Origin of the sequence: Shinella zoogloeoides (assembly GCF_003574625.1) — a bacterium.
GTDB lineage: Bacteria > Pseudomonadota > Alphaproteobacteria > Rhizobiales > Rhizobiaceae > Shinella > Shinella zoogloeoides_A.
The window spans coordinates 133,774-150,917 of the sequence record NZ_QNUJ01000008.1 but is presented as its reverse complement, the minus strand read 5'-3'; the positions used below and the strand labels follow the sequence as shown (position 1 = coordinate 150,917).

General features: G+C 64.3%; 18 protein-coding genes and 1 tRNA gene. 9 read left to right on the top strand and 10 right to left on the bottom strand.

Annotated features, from left to right (window positions below; genetic code table 11):
- Positions 1-7: 7 nt before the first annotated feature.
- From rpsA to aroA, 3 genes are all read right to left on the bottom strand, one after another.
- On the bottom strand, positions 8-1,714 hold the full coding sequence (rpsA, locus tag DSD28_RS17180; protein ID WP_119257647.1) for a 30S ribosomal protein S1: 1,707 nt from the start codon (positions 1,712-1,714) through the stop codon (positions 8-10).
- A gap of 162 nt (positions 1,715-1,876) precedes the next feature.
- Positions 1,877-2,512, bottom strand: coding sequence for a (d)CMP kinase (cmk, locus tag DSD28_RS17175; RefSeq protein WP_119257646.1), 636 nt, complete (start codon positions 2,510-2,512; stop codon positions 1,877-1,879).
- Entirely contained in the window at positions 2,512-3,879 is a 1,368-nt protein-coding gene (gene aroA / locus DSD28_RS17170; protein ID WP_119257645.1) for a 3-phosphoshikimate 1-carboxyvinyltransferase, read from the bottom strand. The genes cmk and aroA overlap by 1 nt, the downstream gene beginning before the upstream one ends.
- 256 nt (positions 3,880-4,135) lie before the next feature.
- Here aroA and DSD28_RS17165 point away from each other — a divergent pair, with 256 nt between their 5' ends.
- Together DSD28_RS17165 and DSD28_RS17160 are read left to right on the top strand one after the other, a co-directional pair.
- Positions 4,136-4,525: a TIGR02300 family protein gene (locus DSD28_RS17165; protein ID WP_119257644.1), complete on the top strand. Its 390-nt coding sequence runs from the start codon at positions 4,136-4,138 to the stop codon at positions 4,523-4,525.
- Between the two features lie 145 nt (positions 4,526-4,670).
- Positions 4,671-4,746 (top strand) — tRNA-Ala (locus tag DSD28_RS17160).
- A gap of 57 nt (positions 4,747-4,803) precedes the next feature.
- Here DSD28_RS17160 and DSD28_RS17155 read toward each other — a convergent pair.
- Together DSD28_RS17155 and DSD28_RS17150 are read right to left on the bottom strand one after the other, a co-directional pair.
- Complete coding sequence (locus DSD28_RS17155) at positions 4,804-5,337, bottom strand: acyloxyacyl hydrolase (protein ID WP_119257643.1); 534 nt, start codon at positions 5,335-5,337, stop codon at positions 4,804-4,806.
- 101 nt (positions 5,338-5,438) lie between these two features.
- The gene (locus tag DSD28_RS17150) at positions 5,439-5,726 is read right to left on the bottom strand and encodes a DUF2934 domain-containing protein (protein WP_245424867.1); all 288 of its coding nucleotides are present in this window, start codon (positions 5,724-5,726) and stop codon (positions 5,439-5,441) included.
- Between the two features lie 121 nt (positions 5,727-5,847).
- Here DSD28_RS17150 and DSD28_RS17145 point away from each other — a divergent pair, with 121 nt between their 5' ends.
- Positions 5,848-7,017: a TMEM43 family protein gene (locus DSD28_RS17145; RefSeq protein ID WP_119257641.1), complete on the top strand. Its 1,170-nt coding sequence runs from the start codon at positions 5,848-5,850 to the stop codon at positions 7,015-7,017.
- Positions 7,018-7,041: 24 nt separating this feature from the next.
- Positions 7,042-7,833: a YdcF family protein gene (locus tag DSD28_RS17140; protein WP_119257640.1), complete on the top strand. Its 792-nt coding sequence runs from the start codon at positions 7,042-7,044 to the stop codon at positions 7,831-7,833.
- 1 nt (position 7,834) lies between these two features.
- Here DSD28_RS17140 and DSD28_RS17135 read toward each other — a convergent pair whose 3' ends face one another.
- Positions 7,835-8,308, bottom strand: a complete 474-nt coding sequence (locus tag DSD28_RS17135) for a hypothetical protein (protein ID WP_119257639.1) — start codon at positions 8,306-8,308, stop codon at positions 7,835-7,837.
- A gap of 183 nt (positions 8,309-8,491) precedes the next feature.
- Between DSD28_RS17135 and DSD28_RS17130 the strand changes: the two genes are divergently transcribed.
- Positions 8,492-9,124, top strand: a complete 633-nt coding sequence (locus DSD28_RS17130) for a trimeric intracellular cation channel family protein (RefSeq protein WP_119257638.1) — start codon at positions 8,492-8,494, stop codon at positions 9,122-9,124.
- 6 nt (positions 9,125-9,130) lie between these two features.
- Here the strand turns inward: DSD28_RS17130 and irrA are convergent, their stop codons facing one another.
- Entirely contained in the window at positions 9,131-9,550 is a 420-nt protein-coding gene (gene irrA / locus DSD28_RS17125; protein ID WP_119257637.1) for an iron response transcriptional regulator IrrA, read from the bottom strand.
- Positions 9,551-9,887: 337 nt separating this feature from the next.
- Between irrA and fabA the strand changes: the two genes are divergently transcribed.
- The 3 genes from fabA (at position 9,888) to fabI (ending at position 12,503) form a co-directional block, all read left to right on the top strand.
- Positions 9,888-10,403, top strand: a complete 516-nt coding sequence (gene fabA, locus DSD28_RS17120) for a 3-hydroxyacyl-[acyl-carrier-protein] dehydratase FabA (protein ID WP_119257636.1) — start codon at positions 9,888-9,890, stop codon at positions 10,401-10,403.
- Positions 10,404-10,467: 64 nt separating this feature from the next.
- Positions 10,468-11,691, top strand: a complete 1,224-nt coding sequence (gene fabB / locus DSD28_RS17115; RefSeq protein WP_119257635.1) for a beta-ketoacyl-ACP synthase I — start codon at positions 10,468-10,470, stop codon at positions 11,689-11,691.
- A gap of 5 nt (positions 11,692-11,696) precedes the next feature.
- Positions 11,697-12,503: an enoyl-ACP reductase FabI gene (gene fabI, locus DSD28_RS17110; protein ID WP_119257634.1), complete on the top strand. Its 807-nt coding sequence runs from the start codon at positions 11,697-11,699 to the stop codon at positions 12,501-12,503.
- A gap of 46 nt (positions 12,504-12,549) precedes the next feature.
- Here the strand turns inward: fabI and DSD28_RS17105 are convergent, their stop codons facing one another.
- Entirely contained in the window at positions 12,550-13,149 is a 600-nt protein-coding gene (locus tag DSD28_RS17105) for a LysE family translocator (RefSeq protein ID WP_162911440.1), read from the bottom strand.
- A gap of 130 nt (positions 13,150-13,279) precedes the next feature.
- Here DSD28_RS17105 and DSD28_RS17100 point away from each other — a divergent pair, with 130 nt between their 5' ends.
- Positions 13,280-13,738, top strand: a complete 459-nt coding sequence (locus tag DSD28_RS17100; protein ID WP_119257632.1) for an Lrp/AsnC family transcriptional regulator — start codon at positions 13,280-13,282, stop codon at positions 13,736-13,738.
- Positions 13,739-13,741: 3 nt separating this feature from the next.
- Here DSD28_RS17100 and DSD28_RS17095 read toward each other — a convergent pair whose 3' ends face one another.
- The gene (locus tag DSD28_RS17095) at positions 13,742-14,758 is read right to left on the bottom strand and encodes a class I SAM-dependent methyltransferase (protein WP_119257631.1); all 1,017 of its coding nucleotides are present in this window, start codon (positions 14,756-14,758) and stop codon (positions 13,742-13,744) included.
- A gap of 89 nt (positions 14,759-14,847) precedes the next feature.
- Positions 14,848-16,989, bottom strand: coding sequence for a polyribonucleotide nucleotidyltransferase (pnp, locus tag DSD28_RS17090; RefSeq protein ID WP_119257630.1), 2,142 nt, complete (start codon positions 16,987-16,989; stop codon positions 14,848-14,850).
- Positions 16,990-17,144 lie beyond the last annotated feature (155 nt).

Below are 17,144 nucleotides of genomic sequence, written 5' to 3'. Positions count from 1 at the left end.
CGAAGGCTTACTCGGCGTTGTTGCGGTTCTTCAGAGCCGCGCCGAGGATGTCGCCGAGCGAAGCGCCCGAGTCGGACGAACCGAACTGTGCGACGGCTTCCTTCTCTTCGGCGATTTCCAGCGCCTTGATCGAAAGCTGGATCTTGCGATCCTTCTTCGAGAAGCTCAGGACGCGGGCGTCGACGGTCTGGCCGACCGAGAAACGCTCCGGACGCTGTTCGTCACGGTCACGCGACAGGTCGCCGCGACGGATGAACGCGGTGATGTCTTCGTGGTTGACGAGCTTCACTTCGATGCCGCCATCGTTGACCGCGATGACTTCAGCCGAAACGACTGCGTTCTTGCGCAGGTCGCCGGAAGCAGCAGCTTCGCCGACCGAGTCACGGCCGAGCTGCTTGATGCCGAGCGAGATGCGCTCCTTGTCGACGTCCACATCCAGAACGACAGCCTTGACGACGTCGCCCTTGTTGAACTCTTCGATGACCTGCTCGCCCGGACGGTTCCAGTCGAGGTCCGACAGGTGAACCATGCCGTCCACGTCGCCGTCGAGGCCGATGAACAGACCGAATTCGGTCTTGTTCTTGACTTCGCCTTCGACTTCCGTGCCAGCCGGGTGGCTGTGCGCGAAGGCCTGCCACGGGTTCTCGAGGGTCTGCTTGAGACCGAGCGAGATGCGGCGCTTCGTCGGGTCGACTTCGAGAACGACAACGTCGACTTCCTGGCTCGTGGACAGGATCTTGCCGGGGTGTACGTTCTTCTTGGTCCAGGACATTTCGGAGATGTGGATCAGGCCTTCGATGCCCGGCTCCAGCTCGACGAACGCACCGTAGTCGGTGATGTTCGTGACGGTACCGGAGATCTTCTTGCCGACCGGGTACTTCGTGCCGATGCCATCCCACGGATCCGACTCGAGCTGCTTCATGCCGAGCGAGATGCGGTGGGTTTCCTGGTTGATGCGGATGATCTGAACCTTGACCTGCTGGCCAATGGACAGGATTTCCGACGGATGGTTGACGCGGCGCCAGGCCATGTCGGTGACGTGCAGCAGGCCGTCGATGCCGCCGAGGTCGACGAACGCACCGTAATCGGTGATGTTCTTGACGACGCCGTCAACAACCTGGCCTTCTTCGAGGTTCTGAACGATTTCAGAACGCTGCTCGGCGCGCGACTCTTCCAGAACCGTGCGGCGCGAAACGACGATGTTGCCGCGGCGCTTGTCCATCTTGAGGATTTCGAAGGGCTGCGGGTTGTGCATGAGCGGCGTGACGTCGCGGATCGGACGGATGTCGACCTGCGAACGCGGCAGGAAGGCAACGGCGCCGTCGAGATCGACGGTGAAGCCACCCTTGACCTGGTTGAAGATGACGCCTTCGACGCGCTCGCCGGCTTCGAACTTGACTTCGAGCTTGGCCCAGCTTTCTTCGCGGCGAGCCTTTTCGCGCGAGAGAACAGCTTCACCAAGCGCGTTTTCGATGCGCTCGACGTAGACTTCGACTTCGTCGCCGACCTTCAGCGTGCCGTCCTTGGACTTGGCGCCGAATTCCTTCAGCGGAACGCGACCTTCAACCTTGAGGCCGACGTCGACGATGGCGACGTCCTTTTCGATCGCGGTAACGATGCCCTTGGCGACATAGCCTTCGGCGAGATCGTTAGCGGCGAAGGATTCCTGCAGAAGGGCTGCGAAATCTTCGCGCGTGGGGTTTGCTTGAGACATTGAAACTCCTGATGTGCCAAAGGCACGAGCGCCGGGGGTTAGCGTTGGTGATGAACGAGGCTCAATCCGCTACCCTTGGGCAGCAAATCCGGCGCGGGGACAGGCCTTGTTCTTATGTTTCGCAACACCGGACGGAAAACCGCTTGCGCACTTTTCCTGGCGTTACTGGTGCTTAAGCGCGGCGTCGATGAACGACTTTGCCGCGGAAAACGCCGCCTCTATACTCATTTCCGAGGTATCGAGCAAGTGCGCATCGTCAGCGGGCTTCAGCGGACTGTCCGCCCGGCCCATGTCGCGCTCGTCGCGGCGGCGGATATCCTCAAGGATCGTCCCGTAATCGGCCACCCCGCCGCCGGCGACGATCTCGTCGAAGCGGCGCTTGGCGCGCACTTCGGCCGAGGCCGTGACATAGAGCTTCACCGGCGCATCCGGGCAGACGACCGTGCCGATATCGCGCCCGTCGAGCACCGTGCCCGGTTCGCGTGCGGCAAAACCCTGCTGCGCCTCGACCAGCGCCCGGCGCACCGAGGGCATGACAGCGATCTTCGAGGCCGCCTCGCCGATGGCGTGGGCCGACAGCACGGAACGATCGAGCCCGCCTAGATCGAGGTTCTTCGCCACATCGGCCGCGACCGCCTCGTCGTCGAGCGGCAGGCCACGATCCAGCAGGGCCTTCGCCGTCGCCCGATAGGTCAGCCCCGTATCGAGGTGATGGAAGCCGTACACCTCCGCGATGCGGCGGGAGAGCGTGCCCTTGCCGGCGGCGGCGGGACCGTCGATGGCGATGGTGAAGGTCATCAGGCGGCCTTCGTATCGTGAAGCTCGATCTTCGCGCCGAGGCCGGTCATCAGGTCCATGAATTCGGGGAAGCTCGTGGCGATCATCGTGGCGTCGTCGACCGTCACCGGATTCTCCGAGACGAGACCCATGACGAGGAAGCTCATGGCGATGCGGTGGTCGAGATAGGTCGCGACGGCAGCGCCCGAGGCATTGCCGAGACCCTTGCCGTCCGGGCGGCCGCGCACGACGAGCGATGCTTCGCCCTCGTCGCAATCGACGCCGTTGAGCTTGAGGCCATCGGCGACGGCCGAAAGGCGGTCGCTTTCCTTGACGCGCAGCTCGTCGAGGCCGTTCATGACGGTCGTGCCTTCGGCAAAGGCGGCCGCCACGGCGAGGACCGGATATTCGTCGATCATCGACGGCGCGCGGTCTTCCGGCACCGTAACACCCTTCAGCGCGGACGAGCGGACGCGCAGGTCCGCCATGTCCTCGCCGCCGGCAAGGCGCGCATTCAGGACCTCGATGTCAGCGCCCATTTCCTGCAGCGTCAGGATGAGGCCGGTGCGGGTCGGGTTCATCAGCACGTTGAGAATGGTCACGTCGGAGCCCGGAACGAGCAGCGCGGCAACCAGCGGGAAGGCCGTCGAGGACGGGTCGCCCGGCACGTCGATGACCTGGCCGGTGAGCTTGCCGCGGCCTTCGAGACGAATGGTGCGTACGCCGTCGGCATCGGTATCGACCGTCAGGTTCGCGCCAAAACCCTGCAGCATCTTCTCGGTGTGGTCGCGCGTCATGATCGGCTCGATGACGGTCGTGATACCGGGCGTGTTGAGGCCGGCGAGCAGCACGGCGGACTTCACCTGAGCGGAGGCCATCGGCACGCGATAGGTGATCGGCGTCGGCGTTTTTGGCCCGCGCAGCGTCACCGGCAGGCGATCACCTTCTGCAGAGGTGACCTGCACGCCCATTTCGCGCAGCGGGTTGAGCACACGGCCCATCGGACGCTTGGTCAGCGAGGCATCGCCGATGAAGGTGGAATCGAAATCGTAGACGCCGACGAGACCCATGGTGAGGCGGCAGCCGGTGCCGGCATTGCCGAAATCGAGCGGCGCCTTCGGTGCCAGCAGAGCGCCATTACCGACGCCGTTGATGATCCAGGTGTCGCCTTCCTTGCGTATCCTGGCGCCCATGGCCTGCATGGCCTTGCCCGTATTGATGACGTCCTCGCCCTCGAGCAGGCCCGTGATGCGCGTCTCGCCGCTGGCAAGGCCGCCGAACATGAAGGAACGGTGCGAAATCGACTTGTCGCCGGGAATGCGGACGGTTCCGGAAAGGCCGGAGGATTTGCGGGCGATTGCGGGCCGTGCGACAGCGCCGTGCGACATGGGCGTCTTCCTTGTAGTTCCACGGTTCCCCGGCGGGATCGCCCGGGAAAGTGCGGGCTTGCTATCACAAACGATTTAAAGCGTCATCATCCTGCCCGAAAACATTCGGCAGAAAGGCCGTCACCGGGTCCCGCGAAGTTTGGCTTTGACAGGATAGCCCAAGACGATTAAGGGGACCGGCTAATCATTTTCCCCTTCAACACGCCGGAAACACCGGCCCCGCCGACAAACGAACGGCACCTGAGAGGCTTTGACAGTGGCAAAACCGGAACTCGGCACCAAGCGCATCGACCCGGAAACGGGCAAGAAGTTCTACGACCTGAACCGCGACCCGATCGTTTCGCCCTACACGGGCAAGACCTATCCGCTCTCCTTCTTCGAAGAGACCTCGGCTGCTGCCGTCCTCGAAAAGGAAGAGGAAGAGGACACCAACGAAGTCGATACCGAGAACACGGAAGTCGAACTCGTCTCGCTCGAGGATGCCGACGAGGATGCATCCGGCGGCGACGACCTGCCGGATCTCGGCGATGACGACGTCGAAATCGACGGCGACGACGACGACACGTTCCTGGAACAGGACGAAGACGACGACGATGACGACATGAGCGACCTCATCGGCGTCACCGGCGACGAAGACGAAGCTTAAGACCTTGATAATCCGGCCGGTTTCAAAAAAATCGGCCGGATTTCATTTTTCGGCTTGCCATCTCCGAAACCCGGAAGTAATAAGCCGCACACCGAACGGCAACGCCGCTTCGGTTCCCGGAAACCGGCTCTGCCGGACCCGTTATGGGGCTATAGCTCAGCTGGGAGAGCGCTTGCATGGCATGCAAGAGGTCAGCGGTTCGATCCCGCTTAGCTCCACCAAACCTTCCCGCAGAATGATCTTTCTACAGCGCTACACAACCGCTGCCGTATTCCGTCCTAGAACTTTACCCCGATGCTCACGCCGGCGTGGGTGATGCCGTCGTTGGGGCCGTCGCAGAGGTTGGCGTGGGACGAGTGGTCGACGGTCGCCATCAGGTTGACGTTGTCGGTGACGCGCATGCCGAGCGCGGCGTGCTCGCGAAAGAGGAGGCGGCAGCCGAGGAGCGGGCCGGTTCCGCTGTCGAGATTGCCGTTATGCACCGTGCCGCCCGCGCCGACCTCGGCGAAGAAGGTCTCGGTGATCGGCACGTGCCAGTTGAGGCCGAGATAGGCCTGGTCCGTCGCGTCCGCGCCACCCGACACGCCGACCTGGACGCGCGGTTCGAGCAGGGCCTTGGCAAGACCGGTCTCGGACGAGTGGAAAGGCGCGAAGTAGATTTCGGCCGAGCCGACGGCACCCTTGTCGTGATCGCCCTTTACGACCCCGCTCACGCCGAGGCGGACCTCATCGACAAGGTCGCCTGCCATGGTGGGCTGGATGCCGAGGCCGGCGAAGGCCAGCACGAGCGCGGTTGCCGGAACATTTTTCATAGTGCCCCCCGAATCATCGGCAAAAGTCTCGCCGTGACTGTCGCGATTGTACAGCCAGAAACGGATCGGATGTCGAAGGGCCCGAAAATGTCCTCGCCGCCTTACGGCTGCTCGCGCATGCCGGGCGTCGCCTCACGCTGGTCGGCGTCCTCCAGGTCGGTCTTTACGATGAAGGTGTCGTTGTGCTGGCGGGCGGCTTCGCGAAGCGCTGCGAGATTCGGCTCGTCGTCGCCGCCGATCTCGCCGTCGCCATGGTCGATTTCATGCTCCGCCTGCAGCCAATGGTCGTCCGGCTTGCCCTCGGGCGAGCCTTCCTGCTGCCAGAGTTCGTAGGCGCGTCTGCGGATGCGGTCTTCCCGGTTCTCGGTCATGGATGTGCTCCCTTTTATTCGCGTCGAATAAACGGATGAGCCGGCCTGAAAGTTCCCGTCTTGCGCAATTCAGGAACCGCGAATAAGCATGGCGTGCTACGCGTTTCAGGGGAAAATGCCGGGCTTGTCGGGGGACTTCATGAGCTTTACGGAAACGACGACCACCTCCTGGTTTTCCAGGCTGAAGGGGGCGCTGATCAAGATATTGGTCGGCTTCATCCTGCTTGTCGCCTGCATCTGGCTTCTCTTCTGGAACGAGGGCCGCTCGGTGAAGACCTACCGGGCCCTCGTCGAGGGCGCCGGGCTCGTCGTTTCCCTCGACAATGGCAGCGTCGATCCGGCCAATGACGGCAGGCTCGTGCATATTTCCGGGCCGGTGAAGCCGGTCGGCGTGCCGCAGGACGATATGCTCGGCATTTCCGCCGAGGGCGCGGCCGGCCTCGAGCGCATCGTCGAGATGTATCAATGGGCCGAAAGCTCGCAGTCCGAGACGCGCAAGCAACTCGGCGGCAGCGAGGAAACCGTCACCACCTATTCCTACCGCAAGGAATGGAGCCGCGACGAGATCAGCTCCGGCAGCTTCCGCCAGCCGGGCCACGACAATCCGCGGAAGCCGGTCGCGGATGCGCGCTTCTCCGTTCCCTCGGCGACGATCGGCGCCTTCAGCATCGAGGGCCGCGCGGTCGCCCGCCTCGGCGAGGAACGTACCGTGCCGCTCGGCGCGGCCGAGGCGAGCCGGCTCGGCGAGGCCGTTTCGCTCGGCAAGCCCGTCTCCGTGGTGGCCGGCGCGGCCGTCTTCTCGCTCAACCCGCAGGATCCGCAGATCGGCGACATCCGCATCCGCTTCGAACGCTCGGATGTTTCCGAGGCGAGCTTCGTCGGCGCGCAGCGAGGCACGGGTCTCGTTCCCTACAAGACGACGAACGGGCGCGAGCTCTTCCTCAGCGAGGCCGGCATTTCCGACGCGGCCGCCATGTTCGACGCGGCGCAGAGCGAAAACACGATCATCACCTGGGCGGTGCGCATCGGCGGGCTGATCGGGCTCCTCGTCGGCTTCGCCTTCATCCTCTCCATCTTCGGCGTGGTCGCCGACATCGTGCCCTTCGTCGGTTCCATCGTGCGCTTCGGCACCACGGCGATCGCGCTCATCCTCACCCTGCTCGTCGGCCCCGCGGTCATCGCCATAGCGTGGATCGCCTATCGGCCGCTCGTCGCCATCGCGGTTCTTGCCGCCGGCATTGCGCTTGCCGCCGGCATCCTCTATCTGCGGCGCGGCAAGGGGGCGGCCCCAGCGACCGCACCCGCATGACGGAACGGGTAGGATGGGCGTGACGTGACCTTCTACATTTCGAAGATCTTCTGGCTTCTCGCCCAGCCGCTTTCCCTCACCTTTACGCTGCTCGTCATCGGCCTTGCCGCGGGCCGGCTGGGCTGGCGGCGCATCGGGACGCTGGCGGGGACGATGGCCGCGCTCCTCCTCTTCGTGACGCTCTTCACCTCGACCGGTTCGGTGCTCCTGCAGGTGCTGGAAGACCGCATTCCGCGCGCCGAGCTTGCCAGCGGAGGACCCTCCTGCATCATCACGCTCGGCGGCGGGTTCGAATCGGAGATCATCGCGGCGCGCGGCGGCTTCGAGATGACGCAGGCCGGCGACCGCTTCGTCGAAACGCTGCGGCTGGCGCGGGAGTTTCCCGAAGCGCGCATCCTGATTTCCGGCGGCGACGGATCGTTCAGCGGGGCCTATGAGGGTGACGCCGTGGTCGGCATGCGCTTCTTCGAGGCGTTCGGCGTGCCCGCGACACGGCTGATCCGCGAGGAAGCCTCCCGCGACACGTTCGAGAACGCCGCCAATACCCAGGCGCTGCTTGCCGATAACAATCTCGGGAACTGCCTGCTGGTGACGTCAGCCTTCCACATGCCGCGGTCGGTCGGCCTCTTCCGCAAGCTCGGCCTTGCCGTGCAGCCCTGGCCGACGGATTACCGCACGAGCGGGCGGGCGGGCCTCGGGCTCGATTTCTCCCAGCCATCGGCCAACAGCCAGCTCATGACGACGGCGCTGCGCGAATGGACGGGACTGCTCTTCTATTACCTCGCGGGCCGCACGCATACGCTGCTTCCGCAATAGGTCACTTCTTCGAGATCGTCTCGAAGCGGGTGTTCCGCACGCGGATGGTCATGATGCAATACTCGTCGTCGCTCCGGCCGCAGCTTGCCGCATTGGCCTTGAGCTCCAGCACCATGTTGCCGAAGCGCTTCTTCATCTCGTAGCCGTAGAGATCGGCCGTGGCGGCGAGGAAATAGCCGCCTTCGGCCACGCGGATATAGAATTCGTGCGGGCAGCCGACATTGCCGCACAGGCCGCCCGGGACGCCGTCGCAGTTCACCGCCCCGAGATTGAAGATCGCGTCCGTCTGCCGGTCGTTGTTGAAATCGACGCTCTCGGCGAAGTCCTCGCCATAGACGGCCGTCTTGCAGCGCTTGGCAACTTCCGCCTGAACGGCGGCCATGGCATCCGGCACGATCTCGGCCGCGCGAACGGGCGTGGCGGCCGCGACGAGCGCGGCGCAGAGGAGCGCGAGGAAACTCATGCGGATGGCCATCTCTCAAACCTTTCCATGGCGGGCGATTCGGTCATTATGCGGCCGGGTGCGGCATGCGGCGTGATTCTGCCGCGCGCACCTTTGCAGTCGGCGATTCCGGACGCACCTTGCCGGAACAGCTTTAGGCAGCAAAGCTGTCGCGAGGCTTGGCCTGCTGGGGGCCCGGCGAATAAGGGGGAAGACGTGACGATCCTTGAACTGCTCGATTATACGGGCGTTGCCGTCTTCGCCGCGACGGGCGCGCTTTCGGCCTCGCGCAAGCAGCTCGACATCATCGGCTTCCTGTTCCTCGCCGCCGCGACCGGCATCGGCGGCGGCACGTTCCGCGATGTCATCCTCGGGATACCCGTCTTCTGGGTGGTGAACCCGACCTATCTCATCGTCTGCGTGACGGTGGCGCTGGTCGTCTTCGTGCTCGCGCACCGCATCGAGTCGCGCTACCGGCTGCTGCTCTGGCTCGATGCCATGGGCGTCTCGGCCTATTGCGTGATGGGCGCGGCGAAGGGCTATGCGGCCACCGGCTCGCCGACCGTCGCCATCACCACCGGCGTGCTGACGGCAAGCTTCGGCGGCATCATCCGCGATCTCCTCGCCAACGAGCCCTCGGTGCTGCTGCGGCCGGAGGTCTACATCACGGCAGCGCTGATCGGCGCCGCGGCCTTCACGGGGGCCACCGTCGCGGGGGCGCCGCTGTGGGTCGCCTCGGCGATCGGCATGGGCGCCGCCTTCATCGTTCGCGGCGGGGCCCTGCGCTTCGGCTGGCGCTTTCCGGTCTACAAGCCCCGGCCGGGGCGGCATCCGGACGATGTCATGTGAGAAGGATCAGGCCTTGCGCGGGCGCAGGCGGATGATCACGTCGACATGCGCGATCTCCATGCCCTCGGGCGGCTCCGGCAGGTTGCCGATCTCGATATTGCTCACCGGGATGTCGAGGACGTGGTTCTCGCCCTCCACGAAGAAATGGTGATGATCCGAGACATTGGTGTCGAAATAGGTCTTCGCGCTTTCCACCGCCAGGACGCGGATGAGGCCGGCCTCGGTGAACTGGTGCAGCGTGTTGTAGACCGTCGCCAGCGAGACCGGCACGCCGGCCGTGACGGCTTCCTCGTGCAGTTCCTCCACCGTCAGGTGGCGGTCGCCCTTGGCGAACAGGAGGTCGGCAAGGGCCACGCGCTGGCGCGTCGGGCGCAGGCCGGAATGGCGCAGGCGCTCTTCGATGGGCAACTCGTGTGCATGCGTCATGGGCGAGCGATCCGCTTGTCTGGCCTTGAACAACAATCTTGAGCTTTCGATATAACTTTAGCGCTGCCGGGATTCAATAGGATTGCAACGCCCAATGGGCCAGGATTGCAGCGCCCGATGGGCGCGCAACATGCGGAAAACCGGGGCCTTGGCCCCGCCCAAGGCAATTTGCGCTGGCTGTCACCGCACGCATCATGTATGCGGACTGCTGAATTAACGTCTCGCCCAAAACGGGTGCGGCGACAAAACGGGAGGGATCGGGCGCTTTAAATTCCGCCTCGCCTCCTCTAAATCTAGCGCTGAACAAGCGTGTACAAGACCGGGGATGAGACATTCGATGACGACCAGGCAATCCAGCTACAACTACGAGGAAATCCTGTCCTGCGGCCGCGGCGAGCTTTTCGGCCCGGGCAATGCGCAGCTTCCTCTGCCGCCGATGCTGATGGTCCACCGCATCACTGACATTTCCGAGACGGGCGGCGCCTTCGACAAGGGCTATATCCGCGCCGAATACGACGTGAAGCCCGACGACTGGTACTTCCCCTGTCATTTCCAGGGCAACCCGATCATGCCCGGCTGCCTCGGCCTCGACGGCATGTGGCAGCTCACCGGCTTCTTCCTCGGCTGGCTCGGCGAGCCCGGCCGCGGCATGGCGCTCTCCACCGGCGAGGTGAAGTTCAAGGGCATGGTCCGGCCGGACACCAAGCTTCTGGAATACGGCATCGACTTCAAGCGCGTCATGCGCGGCCGCCTCGTGCTCGGCACGGCGGACGGCTGGCTGAAGGCCGACGGCGAGACCATCTACCAGGCGACCGACCTGCGCGTCGGCCTGTCGAAGGACAAGGAAGCCTGAGGCGGAAAGCCTCGGGGGCGGCGCGCCGCCCCCGCCACGAGACGTTCAAGAAAAGGTCAGGAATATGAGACGGGTAGTTGTCACGGGTCTGGGGATCGTATCCTCCATCGGGAACAATGCGGACGAAGTGACGGCATCGCTGCGCGATGCGCGCTCGGGCATCGGCTTCAGCCAGGACTTCGCCGACCATGGCTTCAAGTGCCAGGTCTGGGGCTCGCCCAACATCGACACGACCGATCTCGTCGACCGCCGCGCGGCCCGCTTCCTCTCGCAGGGCGGTGCGTGGAACCACGTCGCCATGAAGCAGGCGATCGCCGATTCCGGCCTTGAAGAGACCGAATACTCGGCCAATCCGCGCGCCGGCATCATCATGGGTTCGGGCGGCCCGTCCACCCGCACGCTGATCGAGGCGGCCGATATCACCATCAAGAACAACTCGCCCAAGCGCATCGGCCCGTTCGCCGTGCCGAAGGCGATGTCCTCGACGGCATCTGCGACGCTCGCCACCTGGTTCAAGATCCACGGCGTCAACTATTCCATCTCGTCGGCCTGCTCGACCTCGGCGCACTGCATCGGCAATGCCGCCGAGATGATCCAGTGGGGCAAGCAGGACATCATGTTCGCCGGCGGCCACGAAGACCTCGACTGGACCATGTCGAACCTCTTCGACGCCATGGGCGCCATGTCCTCCAAGTACAACGACACGCCGTCCACCGCCTCGCGCGCCTATGACATCAGCCGCGACGGCTTCGTCATCGCCGGCGGCGCTGGCGTCCTCGTCCTCGAGGATCTGGAGCACGCCAAGGCCCGCGGCGCGAAGATCTATGCCGAGATCGTCGGCTACGGCGCGACCTCCGACGGCTACGACATGGTGGCCCCGTCCGGCGAAGGCGCAATGCGCTGCATGCGCCAGGCGCTTGCCACGGTGAAGGGCGATGTCGACTACATCAACACGCACGGCACCTCGACGCCCGTCGGCGACTCGAAGGAGATCGGCGCGATCCGCGAAGTCTTCGGCGACAAGATTCCGCATATCCAGTCGACCAAGTCGCTGACCGGCCATTCGCTGGGCGCTGCCGGCGTGCAGGAATCGATCTACGGCCTCCTGATGATGCAGGCCGGCTTTATCGGCGAAAGCGCGCATATCACCGAACTGGACCCGGAATTCGACGGCGTTCCGATCGTGCGCAAGCGCATCGACAATGCGAAGATCGACACGGTTCTCTCCAACTCCTTCGGCTTCGGCGGCACGAACGCCACGCTGGTCTTCCAGCGTCACAACGGATGACACGCATGACGGGGATCATGAACGGCAAGCGCGGCCTCATCATGGGGGTCGCGAACAACCACTCCATCGCCTGGGGCATCGCCCAGAAGCTGGCCGGCGCGGGCGCCGAGCTCGCCTTCACCTACCAGGGTGAAGCGCTCGGCAAGCGCGTGAAGCCGCTCGCCGCCGAACTCGGCTCGGACTTCGTCATTCCCTGCGACGTCGAGGACATCGCCTCGGTGGATGCGACGATCGACGCGATCCGGGAAAAGTGGGGCAAGCTCGACTTCGTCGTGCACGCCATCGGCTTTTCCGACAAGAACGAGCTGAAGGGCCTCTACGCCGACACCTCGCGCGACAACTTCTCGCGCACCATGGTCATCTCCTGCTTCTCCTTCACGGAGATCGCCAAGCGCGCGGCGGACCTGATGACGGACGGCGGCTCGATGCTGACGCTGACCTATGGCGGCTCGGTTCGTATCATGCCGAACTACAACGTCATGGGCGTCGCCAAGGCCGCGCTGGAAGCCTCCGTGCGCTACCTTGCCGGCGACTACGGCCCGCAAGGCATTCGCGTCAACGCGATCTCCGCCGGGCCGATCCGCACGCTGGCCGGCGCCGGCATTTCCGACGCCCGCGCCATGCTCTCCTGGCAGCAGAAGAATGCCCCGCTCCGCCGCACCGTCACCATCGAGGATGTCGGCAATTCGGCGCTCTACCTGCTCTCGGACATGTCGAGCGGCGTTACCGGCGAAATCCACTATGTGGATGCCGGCTACAACATCACCTCCATGCCGACGCTGGAGCGGCTGGCGAAAGCGGACAGCGAATAAGGCACACACGGCGCGAAGGTCTCCTTCGCGCCGTTTCTCTTTGTGCTCAGTCGAACACGACCGGCACAAGCGACAGCACCAGCAGCAGCGCCATGGCTCTGTTGAACAGTTTCAGGCTGCGCTCCCCCGTCATGAAGCGCCCCGCGCCGACGCCGATACCGGCCCAAGCCAGCGTGCTTATCAGTGTCGCACCGCCGAAGATGACGGCGAAGGCGAATGGGATCGCAAGGTCCCCGGCAACGCCCCCGCCATAAGTCACCACAGCGCCCGCGACCATCACCCAGAGCTTCGGATTGACGAGCTGCAGCAATGCGCCTTCGACGAAGGTGAACGGTCGCTGCCGGCTGCTCCCGGACGAGAGGCCGACCGGAGCCGTCGCGATGCGCCAGGCGAGCCAGAGCAGATAGGCGATGCCGATCCATTTCAGCACCAGATGCACGCGCGGGTCCGAGACAACCGCGCCGCCTGCCGCCGCCACAGTGAAGATGATGGCTGCCACGCCGATGCCCATGCCTATTGCGACCGGGAGGGTGCGACGGAAGCCGTAGTTGGCGCCCGATGCCGTCACCATCGTATTGTTCGGCCCCGGCGTGCCCGCCATGGCGAAGGCAAAGCCCGATGCCGCCATTATCCAAGCCCAGTCCATCCTGCTCTCCTCACCCAGACATCGGCAGCCTATGCCGCCCCATGCGCAACGGGGTTGCGAAGATGCCAGCAATGGAGAAGAATTTGGCATTCGATGCCGCTGGATGGCTTGAACGTTTGTGAGGATTTCAATGCAGCTCGACGATATCGACCGCCGTATCCTGCGCGAGCTGCAACAGGATGGCCGCCTGCAGAATGTCGAGCTTGGAAGACGGGTCGGCCTGTCGCCCTCCCCCTGCCTGCGCAGGGTGAAGCTATTGGAGGAGGCCGGTATCATCGACCGCTATGTCGCGGTCGTGGATCAGGCGAAGGTGGGGCTGCAGCTTTCCATGTTCGCGCGCATCTCCCTGACGGCGCAGGATGCCGAGACCATCGACCATTTCATCGCCGCGATGAAGCGGCTGCCGGAGGTGGTGGAGTGCTATATCATGCTCGGCGAGAGCGACGCACTGCTGCGCGTCGTCGTCTCGGATCTGGAAGACTATCGTCGCTTCCAGTCGACGCATCTCACCCGCAGGAACGGCATCCAGACCGTCAAGACGGATATGCCGAGCGAAACGGTCAAGCAGAGCTTCGCGCTGCCTCTGTAAGGCTCAGCGCTTGCCCCACAGCACCTTGAAGCGGGCGTTGCGGCAAAGCTCACCGCTTTCCTTGAAGGCTTCCTTCAGCACCGGCTCGTAGGGCAGGCCGCGATTGGCGACCATCAGCAGGCGGCCGCCGATCTTCAGCGACTTCGCCGCCATGCGGATCATGCCGGCGCCGAGCGAATGGTCGGCGGCATGGCCCTCATGGAAGGGCGGGTTCATGACGATGAGGTCGTAGTGGTCGCGCGGCGTTTCCGCCGTCAGGTCGAACCAGTAGAAGCGCGCCGGGATGTTCGGGCAGTTCTCCGCCATGTTCTCCTTGGCGGCTTCCAGCGCCTCGTAATGCGCCTCGAAGACATCGATGCCCTTCGCGTGCGGCGCGCGGCCGCCGAACATGACGGAGAGATAGCCCCAGCCCGCGCCGAAATCGGCGGCGTGGCCGTTGAAATCCTCCGGGATGCGCGTGGCGAGCAGTTCGGAGCCTTCATCGATGCGATCATGCGAGAACATGCCGGGCGCCGCGGTGAAGCGGCCAGCGATGCGCACCGGCTTGGCCGCGAGCTTGGAGATTGCCTCCGCCGGATCTTCCGGCCGGGCGAACCAGATGGCGAGGCCGTGGTACTTCGGCATGGAGTCACCCGTCAGGCCGAGCTGGTCGAGACGCTTGCGCATGGACTGCACGCCGTCTTCCTTGCCGCCGGCAACGACGATCAGGCCGCCCGTGCGCACACGGCGCAGGGCTTCGGCGATACGGTTCTCGTTCTCGCCCTTGTGCTTGGTCATCAGGATGAGCGCGCCGTCGAAATCCTCGCCCTCGATGACGGGCTTGACCGGTGCGCGCACGGCTTCCAGCCCGCGATAGAGCGAGCGTAGCGGCTGCACCGCCTCCAGGGACGCGCCAAAGCCTTCCGGCGGGCGCTGGCCGGCTTCCGCGCCGAGGAAGAGGTAGCGTTCCCCCTCACCCGGCAGGCCGAGCGTGCCGGAGGCGAAGGGATGGAACAGAGTTTTCAGGGCGTCGCGGGTCATGGTCGGCTTTCGGCGGATGATTGGTCTACTAAAAAGAAAAGGGGCGCGGAACGTGCCGCTCCGCGCCCCCTTCATGCATTGTTGTCCGATTACTCGGCGGCTTCGCCGTCGCCCTTCTTGTCGGCGGCGATTTCCTTGCCGGTCGCCTGATCGACGACCTTCATGGAGAGGCGAACCTTGCCGCGCTCGTCGAAGCCCATCAGCTTGACCCAGACCTTGTCGCCTTCCTTGACGACGTCGGAGGTCTTGGCAACGCGCTCCTGAGCGAGCTGCGAGATGTGCACGAGGCCGTCGCGCGGGCCGAAGAAGTTGACGAAGGCGCCGAAGTCGGCGGTCTTCACGACCGTGCCTTCGTAGATCATGCCGACTTCCGGTTCCGCGACGATGGAGTGGATCCACTTGCGGGCCGCTTCGATCTCCTTGCCGGACGAGGATGCGATCTTGATCGTGCCGTCGTCTTCGATGTTGATCTTGGCGCCGGTCTTCTCGACGATTTCGCGGATGACCTTGCCGCCCGTGCCGATGACTTCACGGATCTTGTCGACCGGGATGTTCATGACTTCGATGCGCGGTGCGAATTCGCCGAGCTGGCTGCGGCCTTCGGAGATGGCGTGGGCCATTTCGCCGAGGATGTGCTTGCGGCCGCCCTGCGCCTGGCTGAGCGCGACCTTCATGATCTCTTCGGTGATACCGGCGATCTTGATGTCCATCTGCAGCGAGGTGATGCCGTCGGCGGTGCCGGCGACCTTGAAGTCCATATCGCCGAGGTGGTCTTCGTCACCAAGGATGTCGGAGAGAACCGCATAGCGGTCGCCTTCGAGGATGAGGCCCATGGCGATACCGGCAACCGGCTTTGCCAGCGGAACGCCGGCGTCCATCAGAGCGAGCGAGGTGCCGCAGACGGTGGCCATCGAGGACGAGCCGTTCGACTCGGTGATCTCGGAGACGACGCGCAGCGTGTAGGGGAACTGTTCCGCCGTCGGCAGCATCGGGCGGATAGCGCGCCAGGCGAGCTTGCCGTGACCGATTTCGCGGCGGCCCGGGGAGCCCATGCGGCCCGTTTCACCGACCGAGTAGGGCGGGAAGTTGTAGTGCAGCAGGAAGCGTTCCTTGTACATGCCGGTCAGGCTGTCGACATACTGCTCGTCTTCGCCGGTGCCGAGCGTGGCAACGACCACGGCCTGGGTTTCACCGCGGGTAAAGAGAGCCGAGCCGTGCGTGCGCGGCAGGATACCGACTTCCGAAACGATGGCGCGAACGGTTTCGAGATCGCGGCCGTCGATGCGGCTCTTGGTGTCGAGGATGTTCCAGCGAACGATCTTGGCCTGCAGGTGCTTGAAGACGGCGCCGACGACTTCGGCGGTGTACTTCGGCTCGACGCCTTCCGGCAGGAAGTGTGCCTTCACCTTGGCCTTGACGGCGTCGACGGCGGCGTAGCGATCAGCCTTCTGGGTGATCTTGTAGGCGGCGCGCAGTTCCGTTTCGGCAAGGCCGAGCATTTCGGCTTCGAGTTCGGAATAGTCTTCCGGCTGGAAGTCGCGCGGTTCCTTCGCGGCCACTTCAGCGAGCTTGATGATCGCGTCGATGACCGGCTGGAAGCCCTTGTGACCGAACATGACGGCGCCGAGCATGACGTCTTCGTTCAGTTCCTTGGCTTCGGATTCGACCATCAGGACGGCGTCCTGCGTGCCGGCGACGACGAGGTCGAGAACCGACTCGTCCATCTCGTCGAGATGCGGGTTCAGGACGTATTCGCCGTTGATGTAGCCAACGCGAGCGGCGCCGACCGGGCCCATGAAGGGAACGCCGGAGATCGTCAGTGCGGCGGAAGCGGCAACCATCGACAGGACGTCGGGATCGTTCTCGAGGTCATGCTGGACGACCGTGACGACGACCTGCGTGTCGTTCTTGTAGCCTTCCGGGAAGAGCGGGCGGATCGGACGGTCGATCAGGCGGGAAACCAGCGTTTCCTTTTCCGACGGACGGCCTTCACGCTTGAAGTAGCCACCCGGGATCTTGCCGGCGGCGTAGGTCTTTTCCTGGTAGTTGACGGTCAGCGGGAAGAAATCCTGGCCCGGCTTCGGCGCCTTGGCGGAAACGACGGTGGCGAGAACGACGGTTTCGCCGTAGGTCGCGAGAACCGCGCCGTCAGCCTGACGGGCGATCTTGCCGGTTTCCAGCTTGAGCGGACGGCCGGCCCACTCGATTTCAACCGTATGGGTATCGAACATGTCTTGTCCTTCTTGACGGATACGCGCACCGCCGCCCGAAAAGGCGCAGGTGGTCTATCCGTGTTCGTGACGCATCATGGGCAAGACAGCGGGAGGCTTCCGTGGTGGCGTTCCGCGCCCGAAGCATCCTGCAATCCTGCCCCATGACAGGCCAT